The sequence below is a fragment of the Streptomyces sp. NPDC126503 genome, from assembly GCF_040302405.1.
GTDB lineage: Bacteria > Actinomycetota > Actinomycetes > Streptomycetales > Streptomycetaceae > Streptomyces > Streptomyces gulbargensis.
On the sequence record NZ_JBEORS010000008.1, the window covers coordinates 1 to 16,017 of the forward strand.

The following is a 16,017-nucleotide window of genomic DNA, read 5'->3' on the forward strand; positions in this document are numbered from 1 at the left end:
TGACGCCGGTGACGTTGACCGTGGAGGTCACCGCGACGCCGTTGTCCGGGATGGACACGTCGGCGGTGTTCTCGAAGACCTTGCCGGTGGGCGGCGGGGTGGTCGCGCCGGACAGCGTCCACAGGGCGTGGGCGATGGCGTCGCTGTTGCGGTCCAGGGCCGTGTCGTTGATGTTCGACGTCGTGTCGCAGGACGAGTGGTAGCAGCGGTCGAAGGCCGTGGCCGTACCGCCCCACTTGGTCACCTGCGAGCTGGTCTTCACCCGGCTCGCGCCGGTGAAGAGACCGCCGACCGGGATGCCCACGTTCTTGAAGGAGGCGTGGTCGGAGCGGCCGTCGCCCTCCGTCTCGATCTCCGTCGGGACGCCGAGGCCCGCGAAGTAGTCCTTGAACGTCTTCTCGATCACCGGGTCGTCGTCGTAGACGAAGTAGCCCGGGTTCGGCGAACCGATCATGTCGAAGTTGAGGTAGCCCGCGAACTTGGACCGCTCGGTCGTGGGCAGCTGGTTCACGTAGTACTTCGAGCCGACGAGGCCGAGTTCCTCGGCGCCCCACCAGCCGAACCGCAGGTGCTTGGAGGGCTGGTAGCCGGCCCGGGCCACGGCGAGGGCCGCTTCCAGGACGGCGGCGGAGCCGGAGCCGTTGTCGTTGATGCCGGCGCCGGAGGAGACCGAGTCGAGGTGTGCGCCGGCCATCACGACCTGGTTCGGGTCTCCACCCGGCCAGTCGGCGATCAGGTTGTAGCCGGTGGTGCCGTTGTAGCTGAACTGCTGGACGGTGGTGGTGTAACCCGCCGCGTCCAGCTTGGCCTTCACGAAGTCGATGGACGCCTTGTAGCCGGGCCGGCCGTGGGCGCGGTTGCCGCCGTTGGCGGTGGCGATCGCCTGAAGGTCCGTCAGGTGCTGCTTGACGTTGGCGAGCGGGATGTCGGGGGCGGCGGCCAGGGCCGAGGCCGCCCGGGGTTCGGCGCCTGCGGTGCCGGTCAGACCGCCCAGGGCGAGGGCGGTGAGCGCGGCGGCCGCGACGGCGCGTCGGGGAACGGAGAGGTTCATGTGGGGGCTCCGGATTCCGAACGGGGATGGGACGGAACGTGCGAGACGCCTCGGGCCGGGTAGCCACGAGGCGCTGGAGCTGTACGAGTACACGTGCGGTGTTCAGTTGTTCCGTTGAACGATTGTGCGTGTGCGTGCTGAATGTTCAGCGAGAATTTGACTTGGCGTCAAGAGCGGAAACCGGTCACGGCCGTCCGCTCAGCGGACAGGGCCGGTGACGTGCGGGGCGGGCGGGGGCGGAGGGGCCTCGGAAGCGCAACGGGCGACCGCCCGGACGGCGCGCGGAGTTCCCGAGGTCGGCGGGGGCGCCGGTACCGGGACCGGCGGGGCGCGACCGAGGCCGACGGGTGGGGTTCCCGAGGTCGGTGGGCGGCGGGCCCTCTCTCCGCGGCCCGCCCATGCCCCGCCGGCACCCCTACTGCACGCAGAACTCGTTCCCCTCCGGGTCCGTCATCACCACCCAGCTGCCGCCCTGCTCCGCCACCCTCCGCCGGACGGTCGCGCCCAGGCCCTCCAGGCGGGCCACCTCCGCGTCCCGCGTACCCGGTTCCGTGTGGAGGTCCAGGTGGAGCCGGTTCTTGACCGTCTTCGTCTCCGGGACCTGCTGGAAGAGGATGCGGCGGCCCGTGCCCGCGCCGGTGGCCGGGTCACGGGGGTCGTCCGGGTGGCTCACGGCGGCGAGGGCGCGCCAGCCGAGGCGCTCGCCGGGCGTGCCCGGGTGGACGGTGGCCGTCTCTCCGGCGGGTACGGCTCCGGCCTTGAGCAGCCGTTCGACGAGGGCGCTGTGGTCCTCCTCCTCGTAGCGCAGCGCGGCGGCCCAGAAGGCGGCCTGGGCGTGCGGATCGGCGCAGTCGATCACAAGCTTCCAGTGGAGTGCGGTCATGTAACTACTTATACTGGTTACGTGACACGGACCGCCACCGGAACACCCCCGGGAATGACCCTCCAGCACCGCGACGGGCAGCGCTTCCGCTTCGACGCGGGCGCGCTCTGTCTCGAACTGCTCCTCACCGGTGGCCCCGGCCCGGCCGCCTCCCGGTACGAGGTGCTCGACCGGGTGGAGGGCCTGCTCGACTGGGTCCGCCGCTGCCGCCTCGCCCCCGGGCCGGAGCTGACCGTCACCCCCGCCGAACTCGCGGCCGTACGGGAGCTGCGGGACGCCCTCTGGCGCCTGGCCCTCGCCCGCGCCGGGGGAGAGGGTTACGACCCCGGGGACCTGGACCTGGTGAACGGGGCCGCCGCCGGCGCGCCGCTCGCCGCCCTCGTCCGCCCGGACGGCACGCGCGCGTGGGCCCCCGGCGCCACCGGCACCCGGCTCCTGGCCACCGTGGCCCGGGACGCGGTCGACCTGCTCACCGGCCCCCACGCGGACCGCGTCCGCGTCTGCGGCGCCGCCGACTGCTTCCTGGTCTTCGCCGACACCTCCTGGCCCGGCCGCCGCCGGTGGTGCTCGATGGAGCGGTGCGGCAACCGCCACAAGGTGCGGGCGCACCGGTCCCGTACCCGTACGGAGGACGAGGCCTGACGGCCCGCCACGCGCGCGTACCGCGCGAAAAAGGGGTGACGCGCGGCGGCCGGTGGCCGACAATCCACGCGTGGCCACCATGGACGCCGACGGGACCGAGCGCGGCCCCTCACCCCGCACCACCCCGGCCGCCGCGGTGGCCGGACGCGCCTTCGGCGCCATTCCGCCGACGGTCCTGGTGCTGCTCGGCATCGTCAGCGTCCAGCTCGGATCGGCCGTGGCCAAGCACCTGTTCGGCGCGGTGGGCAGCTTCGGGACGGTCGCCCTGCGGCTGTTCTTCGCGGCGGCCGTGCTGGTGCTGCTGTGGCGGCCGTCCCCGCGCGTCACCCGGCGTACGGCGACGGTGGTCCTCGCCTACGGCCTGGTCCTCGGCCTGATGAACCTCTGCTTCTACCTGGCGCTGTCGCGGATTCCGCTCGGGATCGCGGTGACCATCGAGTTCCTCGGCCCGCTGGGCGTGGCGCTGGCCGGATCCCGGCGCTGGCTGGACGGCCTCTGGGTGGCGCTCGCGGCCGGCGGCGTCGTCCTCCTCATGGAGGGGCGCGGCGACCTGGACCTGCTCGGCGTGCTGTTCGCCCTCGCCGCCGGAGCGTGCTGGGGCCTCTACATCCTGGTCGGCGCGGCCCTCGGCCGGCACACCACCGAGGGCAACGGCCTCGCGCTCGGCATGGCCGTCGCGGCGCTGGTCACCGTGCCGTTCGGCGTGGCCGAGAGCGGGACGGCGCTCCTCCAGCCGTGGGTCCTGGCCGCCGGAGCCGGTCTGGCGCTGCTCTCCTCGGTGATCCCGTACACGCTGGACCTGGAGGCCCTGCGCAGGATCCCGCCCCGCGTCTTCGGCATCCTCATGAGCCTAGAACCGGCCATGGCCGCCCTCATCGGCCTCGTCGTGCTCGGCGAGGCACTGTCCTGGTCCCAGTGGATCGCGGTGCTGTGCGTCGTGGCCGCCTCGGCGGGCGCGGCGCGCGGCGGACGCCCGGACGACTGACGGGCCCTCACGAACGCTCCTCAGTGCACGAGATGGCCCAGCAGGCCGTCCGCGACCGGGTACGGCTCCTCGCGCGGCAGCAGGCGCCGGGCCGCCTCCACGTCCCCCGCGCGGACGTGCGCGTGGACCTCGTGGGCGAGGGCCGTGACGTCGGTGACGGACACCGTCCACTCGTCCGCGTACCGGCGGGACGCCTCACCCGCCAGCCCCAGCTGAAGCGAGCGGTACGGCAGCGGCCGCAGGTGCGGGTCCCGCTCCGGGTCCCACTGCACCCGTGCCGGGGCCCGCTTCAACTCCCGCTGCCAGGCGGCCCGGTCGGGGTGCAGGCCGGGGACGTAGTGCGAGAGCTGGGCGTGGCGCAGGGCCCAGTCGAAGCCCTCACGGGTGATCTCCACGGCGAGGACGGTCTCCTGGCCCTCCTTGGTGCCCCAGCCCGAGCGGTACATCATCCACAGGAACGACGGCTTGATCCACGTCATGCGGTCCCGCTTCCACTCGGCCGGGAAGCGGCCGTCCCGCGCCGCCGGCAGGCCGAGCTCCGGCCGGTACGCCTGGTAGACGGTGACGGTGTCCGGGGTGTGGAGCGCGCGGATGCGGTACTTCGGTTCTTCCATGGGGGACAGCGTGCGGTCCGGCGGCCCCGTGGAGCCACCGGATTTTTGAGCGCCGCCCCGCCCCTACACCGGGACGGGCCGCCCCCGGCCGGCCGCCGGGGCCGCCTCCAGGGACCCGGCGGCGTCGGCCGCCTCGCGGGCGTCGTAGGCCGCGCGGGCCGCCGCGATCTCGCTCTGGTGCCGCTCGGTCCAGGTCACCAGGGAGCGGATCGTGGTGTGCAAGGTCGCGCCCAGCGGGGTGAGTTCGTACTCGACGCGGGGCGGGACCACCGGATGGACCGTGCGCTTCACCAGGCCGTCGCGCTCCAGCTGGCGCAGGGTCACGGTCAGCATGCGCTGACTGACGCCGTCGATCTCCCGGCGGAGCTCCGTGAAGCGGAGCACGCGCCGGTCGAGGAGCGCGATGACCAGCAGGGACCACTTGTCGGCGATCCGGTCGAGGATCTGCCGGACCTCGCAGTCCTCACGGGTGTCCCACTGGAAGGGATCCGTGTCGGGACCGGCGTCGCCTCCGTAGGTTCCCGCGCAGTGACTCGGTGACTTCGAAGTGCCTTCTTCCATGCCACCCGATGGTGCCGCAGGATGCAGATGGTTACAAGAGGGAACCGACCCTCATTCCGGTAACCGGAACCCCCAACCCTCCCCGCCCTGGAGACAGTTGTGTCCGCACGCTCCTGGAGTCTGCTCCTCGTCCTCTGCGGGACGATCTTCCTCGAAGGCATCGACGTGGCGATGCTCGCCGTCGCCGTCCCGAGCATCCGCGCCGATCTGGACCTCACCACCTCCACCGCCGCCTGGGTCATGTCCGCGTACGTCCTCGGCTACGCCGGCTTCACCCTCCTCGGCGGCCGGGCCGCCGACCTCCTCGGACGCCGCCGCATGTTCCTCGGCTGGCTCACCGTCTTCCTGGTCTTCTCCGGCCTCGGAGGCTTCGCCGACCAGGGCTGGACCCTCGTCCTGGCCCGCTTCGTGACCGGTGTGGCCGCCGCCTTCATGACCCCGGCCGCCCTGTCGATCATCACCACCTCCTACGCCGAGGGGCCGCAGCGCAACCAGGCCCTGCTCGTCTTCGCCGGCACCGCCGCCGGAGGCTTCTCCCTCGGCCTCGTCATCGGCGGCCTCCTCACCCAGCTCGGCTGGCGCTGGGTCTTCTTCGCCCCCGTGCTGCTGGCCGCCGCGCTCCTCCTCGCCGCGCCGAAGCTCATCCCGAAGGAGGAGCGCCCGGCCGGCGGGCGGCGCGGAGGCTTCGACCTCGCCGGGGCGCTCACCGCCTCGGGCGCGATGCTCCTCCTCGCGTACGGGATCCTCCGGCTGGAGCACGGCTTCGGCGGCTGGCCCCTGACCGCCGCCGCCCTCGCCGCCGGACTCGTCCTCGCCGGTCTCTTCGTCGCCGTCGAACGCCGGGCCGCCACCCCGCTGGTCCGGCTCGGCCTGCTGCGCACCCCGTCCGTGATCCGCGCCGACCTCGGGGCCCTGCTGTTCGTCGGCTCCTTCTTCGGCTTCCAGTTCATGGTGACCCTGCACCTCCAGGAGCTGCGCGGCTGGTCCTCGCTCCAGACGGCGCTGGCCCTGGTGGTCATGGGCTGCGACGCGATCCTCGCCCCGACGCTGACCCCGCGCCTGGTGAACCGGTACGGCAACGCCCGGGTCGTCCTCGGCGGCTTCGTCCTCGCCGTCGCCTCCTACGCGCTGTTCCTGCCGGTCGGCCCGGACTGGTCGTACGCCGCGATGTTCCCGGCACTGCTCCTCACCGGCCTGGCCTTCTCCCTCGCGTACGGACCGCTCACCATCGCGGGCACCGACGGGGTCGCGGAGGAGGAGCAGGGCCTGGCGAGCGGACTGCTCACCACGGCCACGCAGTTCGGCTCGGCGGTCGGCATCGCGGCGGTGACCGCGGTGTACGGACTCACCGGCGGCGGCCTCGACGGCTTCCGGGCGGCGCTCGTCGTCCCGGTGGTGATGGTCGTCCTCGGCGTGGCCGTCACGGCGACCGGGGTACGGGGACGGCGGCGCGGCCCCGTCGGCGTGGAGGCTCCGGAGGTCCCCGGGAAGGCCCCGGAGGCGGTCCCGCAGGCGGCCCCGGAGGGCCCCGGCGCTGCGACCAAGCTCACGGTCTGAAGGCCCCGCGGCGCCCCTAATGTAGAGGGATGAACGATTCGCCCGGCTGCCCGTTGACCGACGTCGTCTCCACGTATCTGCCCCGGCTCTCGGAGTTCTCCTTCGAGCCGGGGCTCGTGGCCGCCGTCGACCAGCACGCCGCCGCGGTCTGCGACGCGCTCGTCCCCGCCCAGCGCGGTCCGGAGCCCCGGAGCGTCGGGCGGGAGGAGCTCGCCGACTACGTCCTCGGGTTCACCGACTGGCTCTCCGAGGTCGACTGGGTCGAGCCGGTCGGCCACGACTTCGCCACCCTCCGCCTGACGGCGGTCTGCTGGCTGGTCCGCGAGCTCGACCTCCTCGACAAGGACGCCGCCTGAGGCAGGGCCGCACAGGCGGTTCGGGGGCTCGGGCGGCCGGCGGTTCGGGCCGCACGGGCCGTACCGCCCGCGCCGCTGTCCCGGCCCACGGCACCGGCCCGTACCCGGGAACACGGCGGACCCGCCGGAGCTCTCGGGCACCGGCGGGTCCGCGGGCACGGCGGGCCGGAGCCCTCCGCGCGGCGTGTCACATCGGGTCGACCGGGGGCGCCGGCGGCATCGGGGGCTCCTGACCGGGGCGCCGCTGCTCCTGGCCGCCCCCCGTCCCCTGCCGGCCGCCCATCCGCTCCTGCGCCGAGGGCATCCCGCCCCGCGCGTCCTCACGGCCGCGCTGGTAGGCCGCGATCTGGTCCTTGGCCCGGCCCGTCTCCGTCTCCGCGGCCGACAGCCAGCGCTCCCAGCGGCCCCGCATCGGGGTGACGAGCCCGCCGCCGACACCGACGATCACGACACCCGCGATCGTGGCGAGCACCGCCGTGAGCACCGGCCCGGTCACCGAGGTCGCGATACCGGCCTGGCTCAGCGCCGCGATCACACCGAGGCCGACGATGAAGGCCCAGACCGCCGTGCCGAGCACCTTGCCGTACGACATCTGTCCCAGCGCGCCCTGGACGATGTCCCGCACCGCCCGCGCGATGGCCATGGCGACCACGACGATCACACAGGCGACGATCGCCTTCGGCAGCCACGCCACGACGCCGTTGATCATGACGCTCACCGGGTTGGGGCCGAAGACCCCGAAGGCGAGCTGGAGCGCGATCAGTAGGACCGCGTAGTAGAGGATCTTGGCGATGATGCCGGTGGCGTCGTACTTCGACCCCTTGAGGGCCTTCGCGACACCGCTGCGTTCGGCCATCCGCTCGAAACCGACCTTGCGCAGCAGCCGGTCGGCGACCTTGGCGATCATCTTCGCCACGAACCAGCCGACCAGCAGGATCGCGAGGAAGGCGATGAACTTCGGGATGAACTCGGCGACGGCCGACCAGGCATCCGTGAATCCCCGGCCGAAGTCGACCGAGAGGGCGAGGGGCTGCGACATGGCGCCATCACTCCGCTCGGGACGAGGGCCCCGTTCCGTTTCAGGGCCTGGACTCCCGACGTAACTACGCGTGAGCCGAACGCGCCTGTTGTCAGCGCCCCCGCTGGGCCGAAGGGGTGGAAACCGCGGCGCCGGCGGTGTCCGGCGCGGCGGCGGGCGCCGTCAGGCGCCGGGCCCGCTCGATCTCGCTCCGGGTGCGGCGGGCGGTCCGCAGGGCGTCCCAGGTGAGGATCGTCAGCGCCAGCCAGACCAGCGAGAACCCCGCCCAGCGCTCCGGCGGCATCGCCTCGTGGAAGTACAGGACGCCGAGCAGGAACTGGAAGGTCGGCGCCAGGTACTGGAGCAGGCCGAGCGTCGAGAGCGGGACGCGGATCGCCGCCGCCCCGAAGCAGACCAGCGGTACGGCCGTCACGACGCCGGTCGCGGCGAGCAGGGCCGCGTGGCCCGCGCCCTGGGCGCCGAAGGTCGAGGAACCCTGCGCGCCGAGCCAGAGGAGGTAGGCGAGCGCGGGCAGGAACTGGACGGCGGTCTCGGCGGCCAGGGACTCCAGGCCGCCGATGTTGACCTTCTTCTTCACCAGGCCGTAGAGCGCGAAGGAGGCGGCGAGGGTGAGCGAGATCCACGGCGGCCGGCCGTAGCCGATCGCCAGGACGAGCACGGCGGCGAGGCCGATGCCGACGGCCGTCCACTGGGCCGGGCGCAGCCGCTCCTGGAGGACGAGCACGCCGAGGGCGATGGTGACGAGCGGGTTGATGAAGTAGCCGAGCGAGGCCTCGACGACGTGGCCGGTGTTGACCGACCAGATGTAGAGGCCCCAGTTCAGGGTGATGACGGCGGCGGCGAGGGTGAGCAGGGCCAGCTTGCGCGGGCTGCGGACCAGCTCGCGCGTCCAGTTCCAGCGGCGCAGGACGAGCAGCGCGAGGCCGACCACCGCCAGCGACCACACCATGCGGTGGGCGAGGATCTCAAGGGCGCCGGCGGGCTTGAGGAGCGGCCAGAACAGCGGGACCAGGCCCCACATGCCGTAGGCGCCGATCCCGTAGAGGAACCCCGCCCGCCCTTCGTTCCGCGCGGCCCCGGGCTTCCCGCCCGCCGCGTCGGCCGTCCCGCCCGTACCGTCCGGTGCCGCCGTCGTTCCTGCCGCTCCCGAGTGCGCCGTCTCCGACCTCACCGGACCTCCCGCCCTGCATCGCTCGCCCGTACCGCTGTCCCGTCGACGGTAGCGCCGGACAGGGCGGCTTGTCATGCCCGTACCGCGATACGGTCATGACGGCCCAGGGGTCGGGACCGTGGCGCCGGGAACGCCGGAGGGGGCGCGGCCCCGTGGCCGCGCCCCCTCTCGCCGTTCCGTGGTGCCGCCGTCCGTCAGCCGACGACCGTCCACGTGTCGTTGCCGGTCAGGAGCTGCCCCAGGTCGCCCTTCCCGTACCGCTCGACCGCCGACTCCAGCTGCTCGGCCATGAGCGTGTCGTACACCGGCCGCTCCACGGACCGGAAGACACCGATCGGCGTCCGGTGCAGGGTGTCCGGGTCCGCCAGGCGGGAGAGCGCGAAGGCGGTCGTGGGGGAGGCGGAGTGGGCGTCGTGGACGAGGATCCGCGACTCGTTCTCCGGGGTGACCGGGACGACCTGGAGGTCGCCGGTGGCCGGGTCGCGGACGACGCCCTGGCCCAGGTCGGCGCCGAAGCGGATCGGCTGCCCGTGCTCCAGGCGGATCACCGCCTCCTTGGCCTGGTCCTTGTCCTTGAGGACCTCGAAGGCGCCGTCGTTGAAGATGTTGCAGTTCTGGTAGATCTCCACCAGCGCCGTGCCGTTGTGCTCGGCGGCCTGGCGCAGCACCTCGGTGAGGTGCTTGCGGTCGGAGTCGACCGTCCGCGCGACGAAGGTGGCCTCGGCGCCGAGCGCGAGCGACACCGGGTTGAAGGGCGCGTCGAGCGAGCCCATCGGCGTCGACTTGGTGATCTTGCCGACCTCGGAGGTGGGCGAGTACTGGCCCTTGGTCAGCCCGTAGATCCGGTTGTTGAAGAGGAGGATCTTGAGGTTGACGTTCCGCCGCAGGGCGTGGATCAGGTGGTTGCCGCCGATGGACAGCGCGTCGCCGTCGCCCGTGACGACCCAGACGGACAGGTCGCGGCGCGAGGTGGCGAGGCCGGTGGCGATGGCCGGGGCGCGGCCGTGGATGGAGTGCATCCCGTAGGTGTTCATGTAGTACGGGAAGCGGGAGGAGCAGCCGATGCCGGAGACGAAGACGATGTTCTCCTTCGCCAGGCCGAGCTCGGGCATGAAGCCCTGGACGGCGGCGAGGACGGCGTAGTCACCGCAGCCGGGGCACCAGCGGACCTCCTGGTCGGACTTGAAGTCCTTCATCGTCTGCACGGCCTCGGCCTTGGGCACCAGGCTCAGCAGAGACTCGGTGGACTCAGGCATCGATGGCCTCCTTGAGGACGGCGGCGAGCTGCTCCGCCTTGAACGGCATGCCGTTGACCTGGGTGTGGCTGCGGGCGTCGACCAGGTACTTCGCCCGGACGAGGAGGGCGAGCTGCCCGAGGTTCATCTCGGGGATCACGACCTTCTCGTACCGCTTCAGGACCTCGCCGAGGTTCTTCGGGAAGGGGTTGAGGTGGCGCAGGTGGGCCTGGGCGACGGCGCCGCCCTCCCGCCGGACGCGCCGCACGGCCGCCGTGATCGGCCCGTAGGTGGAACCCCAGCCGAGCACCAGGGTGCGCGCGCCGTCCGGGTCGTCGACCTCGATGTCGGGGACGTCGATGCCGTCGACCTTGGCCTGCCGGGTGCGGACCATGAAGTCGTGGTTGGCGGGGTCGTACGAGATGTTGCCGGTGCCGTCCTGCTTCTCGATGCCGCCGATGCGGTGCTCGAGACCGGGCGTGCCGGGCACGGCCCACGGGCGGGCCAGGGTGTGCGGGTCGCGCTTGTACGGCCAGAAGACCTCGGTGCCGTCGTCCAGCGTGTGGTTCGGGCCGCCGGCGAACCGGGTCCGCAGGTCCGGCAGGTCGTCGACCTCCGGGATCCGCCACGGCTCGGAGCCGTTGGCGAGGTAGCCGTCGGAGAGCAGGAAGACGGGGGTGCGGTAGGTCAGCGCGATCCGCGCCGCCTCCAGGGCCGCGTCGAAGCAGTCGGCCGGCGTCCTCGGGGCGACCACCGGCACCGGGGCCTCGCCGTTGCGGCCGTACATGGCCTGGAGGAGGTCCGCCTGCTCCGTCTTGGTGGGCAGGCCGGTGGACGGGCCGCCGCGCTGGATGTCGACGATCAGCAGCGGCAGCTCCAGGGAGACCGCGAGGCCGATCGTCTCCGACTTCAGGGCCACACCGGGCCCGGAGGTCGTGGTGACGGCGAGCGAGCCGCCGAAGGCCGCGCCGAGCGCGGCGCCGATGCCGGCGATCTCGTCCTCGGCCTGGAAGGTCCGCACGCCGAAGTTCTTGTGCCGGCTCAGCTCGTGCAGGATGTCCGAGGCCGGGGTGATCGGGTACGAGCCCAGGTAGAGCGGCAGGTCGGCCTGGCGGGAGGCGGCGACGAGCCCGTAGGACAGGGCCAGGTTCCCGGAGATGTTCCGGTACGTGCCGGCCGGGAAGGACCGGGTCGCCGGGGCGACCTCGTAGGAGACGGCGAAGTCCTCGGTGGTCTCGCCGAAGTTCCAGCCGGCCCGGAAGGCGGCCACGTTGGCCTCGGCGATCTCGGGCTTCTTGGCGAACTTGCGGCGCAGGAAGGCCTCGGTGCCCTCGGTGGGCCGGTGGTACATCCAGGAGAGCAGCCCGAGCGCGAACATGTTCTTGGAGCGCTCGGCCTCCTTCCGGGACAGGCCGAAGTCCTTGAGCGCCTCGACGGTGAGCGTGGTGAGCGGCACCGGGTGGACCCGGTAGCCGTCCAGCGAGCCGTCCTCCAGGGGCGAGGTCGCGTAGCCGACCTTGGCCATGGCGCGCTTGGCGAACTCGTCCGTGTTGACGATGATCTCGCCCCCGCGCGGCACGTCCCCGATGTTGGCCTTCAGCGCCGCCGGGTTCATCGCGACCAGCACGTTCGGGGCGTCGCCCGGCGTCAGGATGTCGTGGTCGGCGAAGTGCAGCTGGAAGGAGGAGACGCCCGGCAGGGTGCCGGCGGGTGCCCGGATCTCGGCCGGGAAGTTCGGCAGAGTGGAGAGGTCGTTCCCGAAGGACGCCGTCTCCGAGGTGAACCGGTCACCCGTGAGCTGCATGCCGTCGCCCGAGTCACCCGCGAAACGGATGATCACCCGGTCGAGCCGGCGCACTTCCTTCTCTGTGCCGTTCTGGGCCGTCGCCGGAGCGCTGCGCTGCTCTCCGACCAGGGCCTCACCGGCCTCGCTACTGACCTGACTGGTCACTGAACTGGACCTCCCTCGCGGCAAGGGGACTCCCCGCCGGAGGCGGGAGAAGGTTCGGGAAGCGGCCGGCCGGTCACCGTCCGTCCCATGGCCACCCTACGACGGTAAGGAGGCCCTTCCCGGGACTTCTCACATGATGGACCTCATTTTGAGACGCCCTCTTGCCCTGAATTGTCACGTTCTGTCGCCACCCGGAGTGTTCCGGAAAGTCGCATTCCGCCTCATCCCGCGGTCCCGGGGCCCCGGGAGGCCGGGATGCCGCCCCGGCCCGTCCCGGCTTCCCGCGACACCTGACAGACTGTCAGACCATCACGACCGGAGGTACGTCAACACCGCGAGTACCCGGCGATGATCGCCGTCACTCGGCGACAGGCCCAGCTTCAGGAAGATGTTGCCGATGTGCTTCTCCACCGCGCCGTCGCTCACGACCAGCGCTTTCGCGATCGCCGAGTTCGTCCGGCCCTCCGCCATCAGACCGAGGACCTCCCGCTCGCGCGGCGTCAGGTTCGCCAGCACGTCCTGCTGCCGACTGCGGCCGAGCAGCTGCTGGACCACCTCCGGATCCAGCGCCGTACCGCCCCCGGCCACCCGCACCACCGCGTCCACGAACTCCCGCACGTCCGCCACGCGGTCCTTCAGGAGGTAACCCACGCCCCGGCTCGACCCGGCCAGGAGTTCGGTGGCGTACTGCTCCTCGACATACTGCGACAGGACCAGCACACCGAGACCCGGGTACTCCTTCCGCAGCCGCACCGCCGCCCGCACCCCCTCGTCCGTGTGCGTCGGCGGCATCCGCACGTCCGCCACCACCACGTCCGGCAGCGCCCCGGCCTCCGCGAGCCCGGCGACCGCCGTCACCAGCGCCTCACCGTCACCCACCCCGGCGACCACCTCGTGGCCCCGGTCGGTCAGCAGCCGCGTCAGCCCCTCCCGCAGCAGCACCGAGTCCTCCGCGATCACCACCCGCACCCGGCCGGCCTCCTCTCCCGTACCCGCGCCGGCGCCCGTACCGACGCCCGTACCCGTACCCGTCCCCGCGCCCAGACCCACGTCCCGCAGCCCCCATGTCCCGATCGTCCGATGCCCCCCGGGGGGAGCGATGCCCCCTCAGCATCGCACCCGGCACCGGCCACGGGAGGGCTACGCCCGCCAGGGAAGTTCGGCCGTCACCACCGTCGGACCGCCCTCCGGGGAATCCACCGCGAGGACCCCGTCCACCGCCCCGACCCGCTCCGCCAGCCCCGCCAGGCCCCGGCCGCCGCCCTTTCCCACGGCCGCCCCGCCCACGCCGTCGTCCCGCACCTGGAGCATCAGCCGCTCACCCGAACGCCACACCTCCACCCACGCGCGGCGCGCCCGCGCGTGGGTGGAGACGTTCCGCAGCAGCTCCGACACGGCGAAGTAGGCCAGCCCCTCGATCGCCGCCACCGGCCGCGCCGGCAGATCCACGTCCACCGCCACCGGCACGGTGCAGCGCGAGGCGACCGAGGAGAGCGCCGCGTCCAGGCCCCGGTCCGTCAGGACGGCCGGATGGATGCCCCGGGCCAGGTCCCGCAGTTCCCGCAGCGCGAGCTTCACCTCGCCGTGCGCCCCGTCCACCAGGACCGCCGCCGCCCGCGGGTCCCGCGCCAGCGTCTCCTTCGCCAGCCCCAGATCCATCGCCAGCGAGGCGAGACGGGCCTGCGGGCCGTCGTGCAGGTCCCGCTCGATGCGCCGCAGATCGGCGGCGGCCGTGTCGACCAGCACCCCCCGGTCCGACTCCAGCTCCGTCACCCGCGAGGCCGGCCGCGACGGCCCGAGCAGGCCGGCCACCAACAGCTTGTCCACGGCCACCAGGCCGCGCAGCACCCACGGGCCGACCAGGACGAAGACCAGCCCGATCGCACTGGTCACGGCGATCTCGAAGGGCGAGTCCAGGTAGAAGGCGTGCGTCCGGTCGCCGTACAGCTGGATGCCGTCCTGCCCCACGTACGCCGGGAAGGTCCACTGCCACAGCGGGTACGTGAAGAGGCCCCAGCCCCAGCCCCACAGCGTCACCGTCACCGCGAACGAGAACACCGCCCACGGCAGGTGCACGACCGCGTACAGCAGGTGCCGCCACGAGGCCCCGCTCCGCAGCACCGCCCCCATCCACGAGAACGCCCCGCCCGTCCGGCCCCGCACCGGCTCCGGCGCCGCCACCTCGAGCCCGAGCAGCCCGCGTGCCCGCGCCCGCTCCACCACGCCGAACCCCCGGCACAGCGCGAGCGTCCCGGCCAGGACCGGCACCCCGAGGAACGTGATCAGCAGTCCGGCGCCGGTCGCGGTCAGCGCGACCGACAGCGCGAACCAGCACACGGCGAGCGGCAGCCCGACCAGGACGTGGAGGAAGGCCCGCCAGGTGCGGCCCTCGAAGGGCGCGCGGAGCACGGCCGGGAGGCGGAGGGAAGCAGCGGGGTCCATGGCGGTCCTTCGGTGAGGAGAGGCGGTTTCCGTACGTCCTCCAGCCTTCCGCCGGGCCGGGCCGGTGACCATGAGGAGGGTGGGCGTCTCGGGGCGGGGGTTTTCCCCACCGGGAGGGGCGGCGGTACGGCGGCGGTACGCGTCGGGCCGGGGCGGCGGCCAAGGGTCAGGGGCGCGGGCTCGGGCGCGGCCAGGGGCGGCGGTCAGGTGCCCGGGCTCAGGCTCCGGCCGGCCGGGCGCGCCAGGGCAGTTCCGCCGTGACCACGGTCGGGCCGCCCGCCGGCGAGTCCACGAGGAGCAGCCCGTCCACGGCGCCGAGCCGCTCGCCGAGCCCCGCGAGCCCGGTTCCGCCGTCCGTCCGCGCCCCGCCCACGCCGTCGTCCCGCACCTGGAGCATCAGGCGGTCACCCGAACGCCAGACCTCCACCGAGGCCCCGCGCGCCCGCGCGTGCTTCGAGACGTTCTGCAGGAGCTCGGAGACCGTGAAGTACGCGATGCCCTCGATCGCCTCCGCCGGCCGCTCGGCGAGGTCCACCGCCACCTTCACCGGCACGGTGCAGCGCGAGGCGACCGAGGAGAGCGCCGCGTCCAGGCCCCGGTCCGTCAGGACGGCCGGATGGATGCCCCGGGCCAGGTCCCGCAGCTCCTGGAGCGCGAGCTTCACCTCGCCGTGCGCCTCGTCGACCATCGCCGCGGCCGTGTCCGGATCCTCCAGGAGCTTCTCCTTCGCGAGACCGAGCCCCATCGCGAGCGCCACCAGCCGGGCCTGCGCGCCGTCGTGCAGGTCCCGCTCGATGCGCCGCAGATCGGCGGCGGCCGTGTCCACGACCACCCCCCGGTCCGACTCCAGCTCCGCGATCCGCCGCTCCAGCTCGTCGGAGGGCGACAGCAGGCCCCGCACCATCAGCCGGTCCGCGTTCGCGAAGCCGCGCGCCATGTACGGCAGCACCGGCCACAGGACGATCAGCGAGACCAGCGTGACCGAGAACGTCACCACGCCCCACGGCAGCCGGAGCAGCCCGTACAGCTGGGTCCGCCAGGCCACCGGGTCCTTCAGCGAGGCCCACAGCCACCCGAAGAAGCCGCCGCGCCGGGGCAGCGCAGAGGGCTCCGCGATCTCGACCCCGAGTAGCCGGCGGGCCCGCGCCCGCTCCGCGCGGCCGATCCCGCGCGCCCCGCCCAGACCGAGCGCGAGCAGCGGCAGGCCGACCACCGTCACGGCCAGGCCGGCCCCGAGCGCGACGCTCACCACCGCGTACACGAAACCGACGAGGGCCGTGAACAGGTTGGACAGCAGATGGGCGATCTCCCTCCACGTCTCCTTGCCGTAGGCCGGACGCGGACGCGGGGCGGCGGAAGGAGGGGCCGGGGGAACGGAGGGGGGAGCGGAGAGCGGAGCGGCGGGGTCGCGATCGGCGGTCATGGGCCCCAGCCTGCCCGTACGGGACGGCGCGGGGCCATGGGGGAGGTGGGTCACGGGCCGGGGGGATAACCCCACCCGCGCCTGCTTACGCTCCCTTTAGCAGGGCC

Annotated in this window: 15 protein-coding genes; 4 read left to right on the plus strand and 11 right to left on the minus strand. The window is 73.2% G+C overall.

Annotated features, from left to right (window positions below):
- Nucleotides 1-1,051: M28 family metallopeptidase (locus ABTY40_RS12755; RefSeq protein ID WP_352059554.1), on the minus strand; the 1,051-nt coding region annotated here is incomplete at its 3' end.
- Nucleotides 1,052-1,466: 415 nt separating this feature from the next.
- Entirely contained in the window at nt 1,467-1,934 is a 468-nt protein-coding gene (locus ABTY40_RS12760) for a VOC family protein (protein ID WP_352059555.1), read from the minus strand.
- Nucleotides 1,935-1,988: 54 nt separating this feature from the next.
- On the opposite strand from ABTY40_RS12760, the gene ABTY40_RS12765 reads away from it, so the two are divergent.
- Both ABTY40_RS12765 and ABTY40_RS12770 read left to right on the plus strand, forming a co-directional pair.
- Nucleotides 1,989-2,576, plus strand: coding sequence for a CGNR zinc finger domain-containing protein (locus ABTY40_RS12765; RefSeq protein WP_352059746.1), 588 nt, complete (start codon nt 1,989-1,991; stop codon nt 2,574-2,576).
- Nucleotides 2,577-2,655: 79 nt separating this feature from the next.
- A complete protein-coding gene (locus ABTY40_RS12770) occupies nt 2,656-3,561 on the plus strand; it encodes an EamA family transporter (protein ID WP_352059747.1) in 906 nt (301 codons plus the stop codon).
- Nucleotides 3,562-3,581: 20 nt separating this feature from the next.
- Here ABTY40_RS12770 and ABTY40_RS12775 read toward each other — a convergent pair whose 3' ends face one another.
- Together ABTY40_RS12775 and ABTY40_RS12780 are read right to left on the minus strand one after the other, a co-directional pair.
- Nucleotides 3,582-4,175, minus strand: coding sequence for a DUF4291 domain-containing protein (locus tag ABTY40_RS12775; RefSeq protein WP_352059556.1), 594 nt, complete (start codon nt 4,173-4,175; stop codon nt 3,582-3,584).
- A 63-nt stretch (nt 4,176-4,238) separates the two neighbouring features.
- Nucleotides 4,239-4,736: a winged helix-turn-helix transcriptional regulator gene (locus tag ABTY40_RS12780; RefSeq protein WP_352059557.1), complete on the minus strand. Its 498-nt coding sequence runs from the start codon at nt 4,734-4,736 to the stop codon at nt 4,239-4,241.
- Nucleotides 4,737-4,835: 99 nt separating this feature from the next.
- On the opposite strand from ABTY40_RS12780, the gene ABTY40_RS12785 reads away from it, so the two are divergent.
- Together ABTY40_RS12785 and ABTY40_RS12790 are read left to right on the plus strand one after the other, a co-directional pair.
- Complete coding sequence (locus ABTY40_RS12785) at nt 4,836-6,293, plus strand: MFS transporter (RefSeq protein WP_352059558.1); 1,458 nt, start codon at nt 4,836-4,838, stop codon at nt 6,291-6,293.
- Between the two features lie 29 nt (nt 6,294-6,322).
- Entirely contained in the window at nt 6,323-6,649 is a 327-nt protein-coding gene (locus ABTY40_RS12790; RefSeq protein ID WP_352059559.1) for a DUF6401 family natural product biosynthesis protein, read from the plus strand.
- A 187-nt stretch (nt 6,650-6,836) separates the two neighbouring features.
- Here ABTY40_RS12790 and ABTY40_RS12795 read toward each other — a convergent pair whose 3' ends face one another.
- The 7 genes from ABTY40_RS12795 to ABTY40_RS12825 form a co-directional block, all read right to left on the minus strand.
- Nucleotides 6,837-7,688: a mechanosensitive ion channel family protein gene (locus ABTY40_RS12795; protein ID WP_352059560.1), complete on the minus strand. Its 852-nt coding sequence runs from the start codon at nt 7,686-7,688 to the stop codon at nt 6,837-6,839.
- Nucleotides 7,689-7,779: 91 nt separating this feature from the next.
- Entirely contained in the window at nt 7,780-8,709 is a 930-nt protein-coding gene (rarD, locus tag ABTY40_RS12800) for an EamA family transporter RarD (RefSeq protein WP_502990576.1), read from the minus strand.
- Nucleotides 8,710-9,053: 344 nt separating this feature from the next.
- Nucleotides 9,054-10,115, minus strand: coding sequence for a 2-oxoacid:ferredoxin oxidoreductase subunit beta (locus tag ABTY40_RS12805; RefSeq protein WP_352059562.1), 1,062 nt, complete (start codon nt 10,113-10,115; stop codon nt 9,054-9,056).
- Complete coding sequence (locus ABTY40_RS12810; RefSeq protein WP_352059563.1) at nt 10,108-12,045, minus strand: 2-oxoacid:acceptor oxidoreductase subunit alpha; 1,938 nt, start codon at nt 12,043-12,045, stop codon at nt 10,108-10,110. The genes ABTY40_RS12805 and ABTY40_RS12810 overlap by 8 nt, the downstream gene beginning before the upstream one ends.
- Before the next feature lie 309 nt (nt 12,046-12,354).
- Nucleotides 12,355-13,014 carry a response regulator transcription factor gene (locus tag ABTY40_RS12815; RefSeq protein ID WP_309049941.1) on the minus strand — a complete coding sequence of 220 codons (660 nt, stop codon included), beginning with the start codon at nt 13,012-13,014 and terminating at the stop codon, nt 12,355-12,357.
- 171 nt (nt 13,015-13,185) lie between these two features.
- Nucleotides 13,186-14,487 (minus strand): sensor histidine kinase, encoded by a 1,302-nt coding sequence (locus tag ABTY40_RS12820; RefSeq protein WP_352059564.1) that lies wholly within the window; start codon nt 14,485-14,487, stop codon nt 13,186-13,188.
- 217 nt (nt 14,488-14,704) lie between these two features.
- A complete protein-coding gene (locus tag ABTY40_RS12825) occupies nt 14,705-15,910 on the minus strand; it encodes a sensor histidine kinase (RefSeq protein ID WP_352059565.1) in 1,206 nt (401 codons plus the stop codon).
- Between the last annotated feature and the right edge of the window lie 107 nt (nt 15,911-16,017).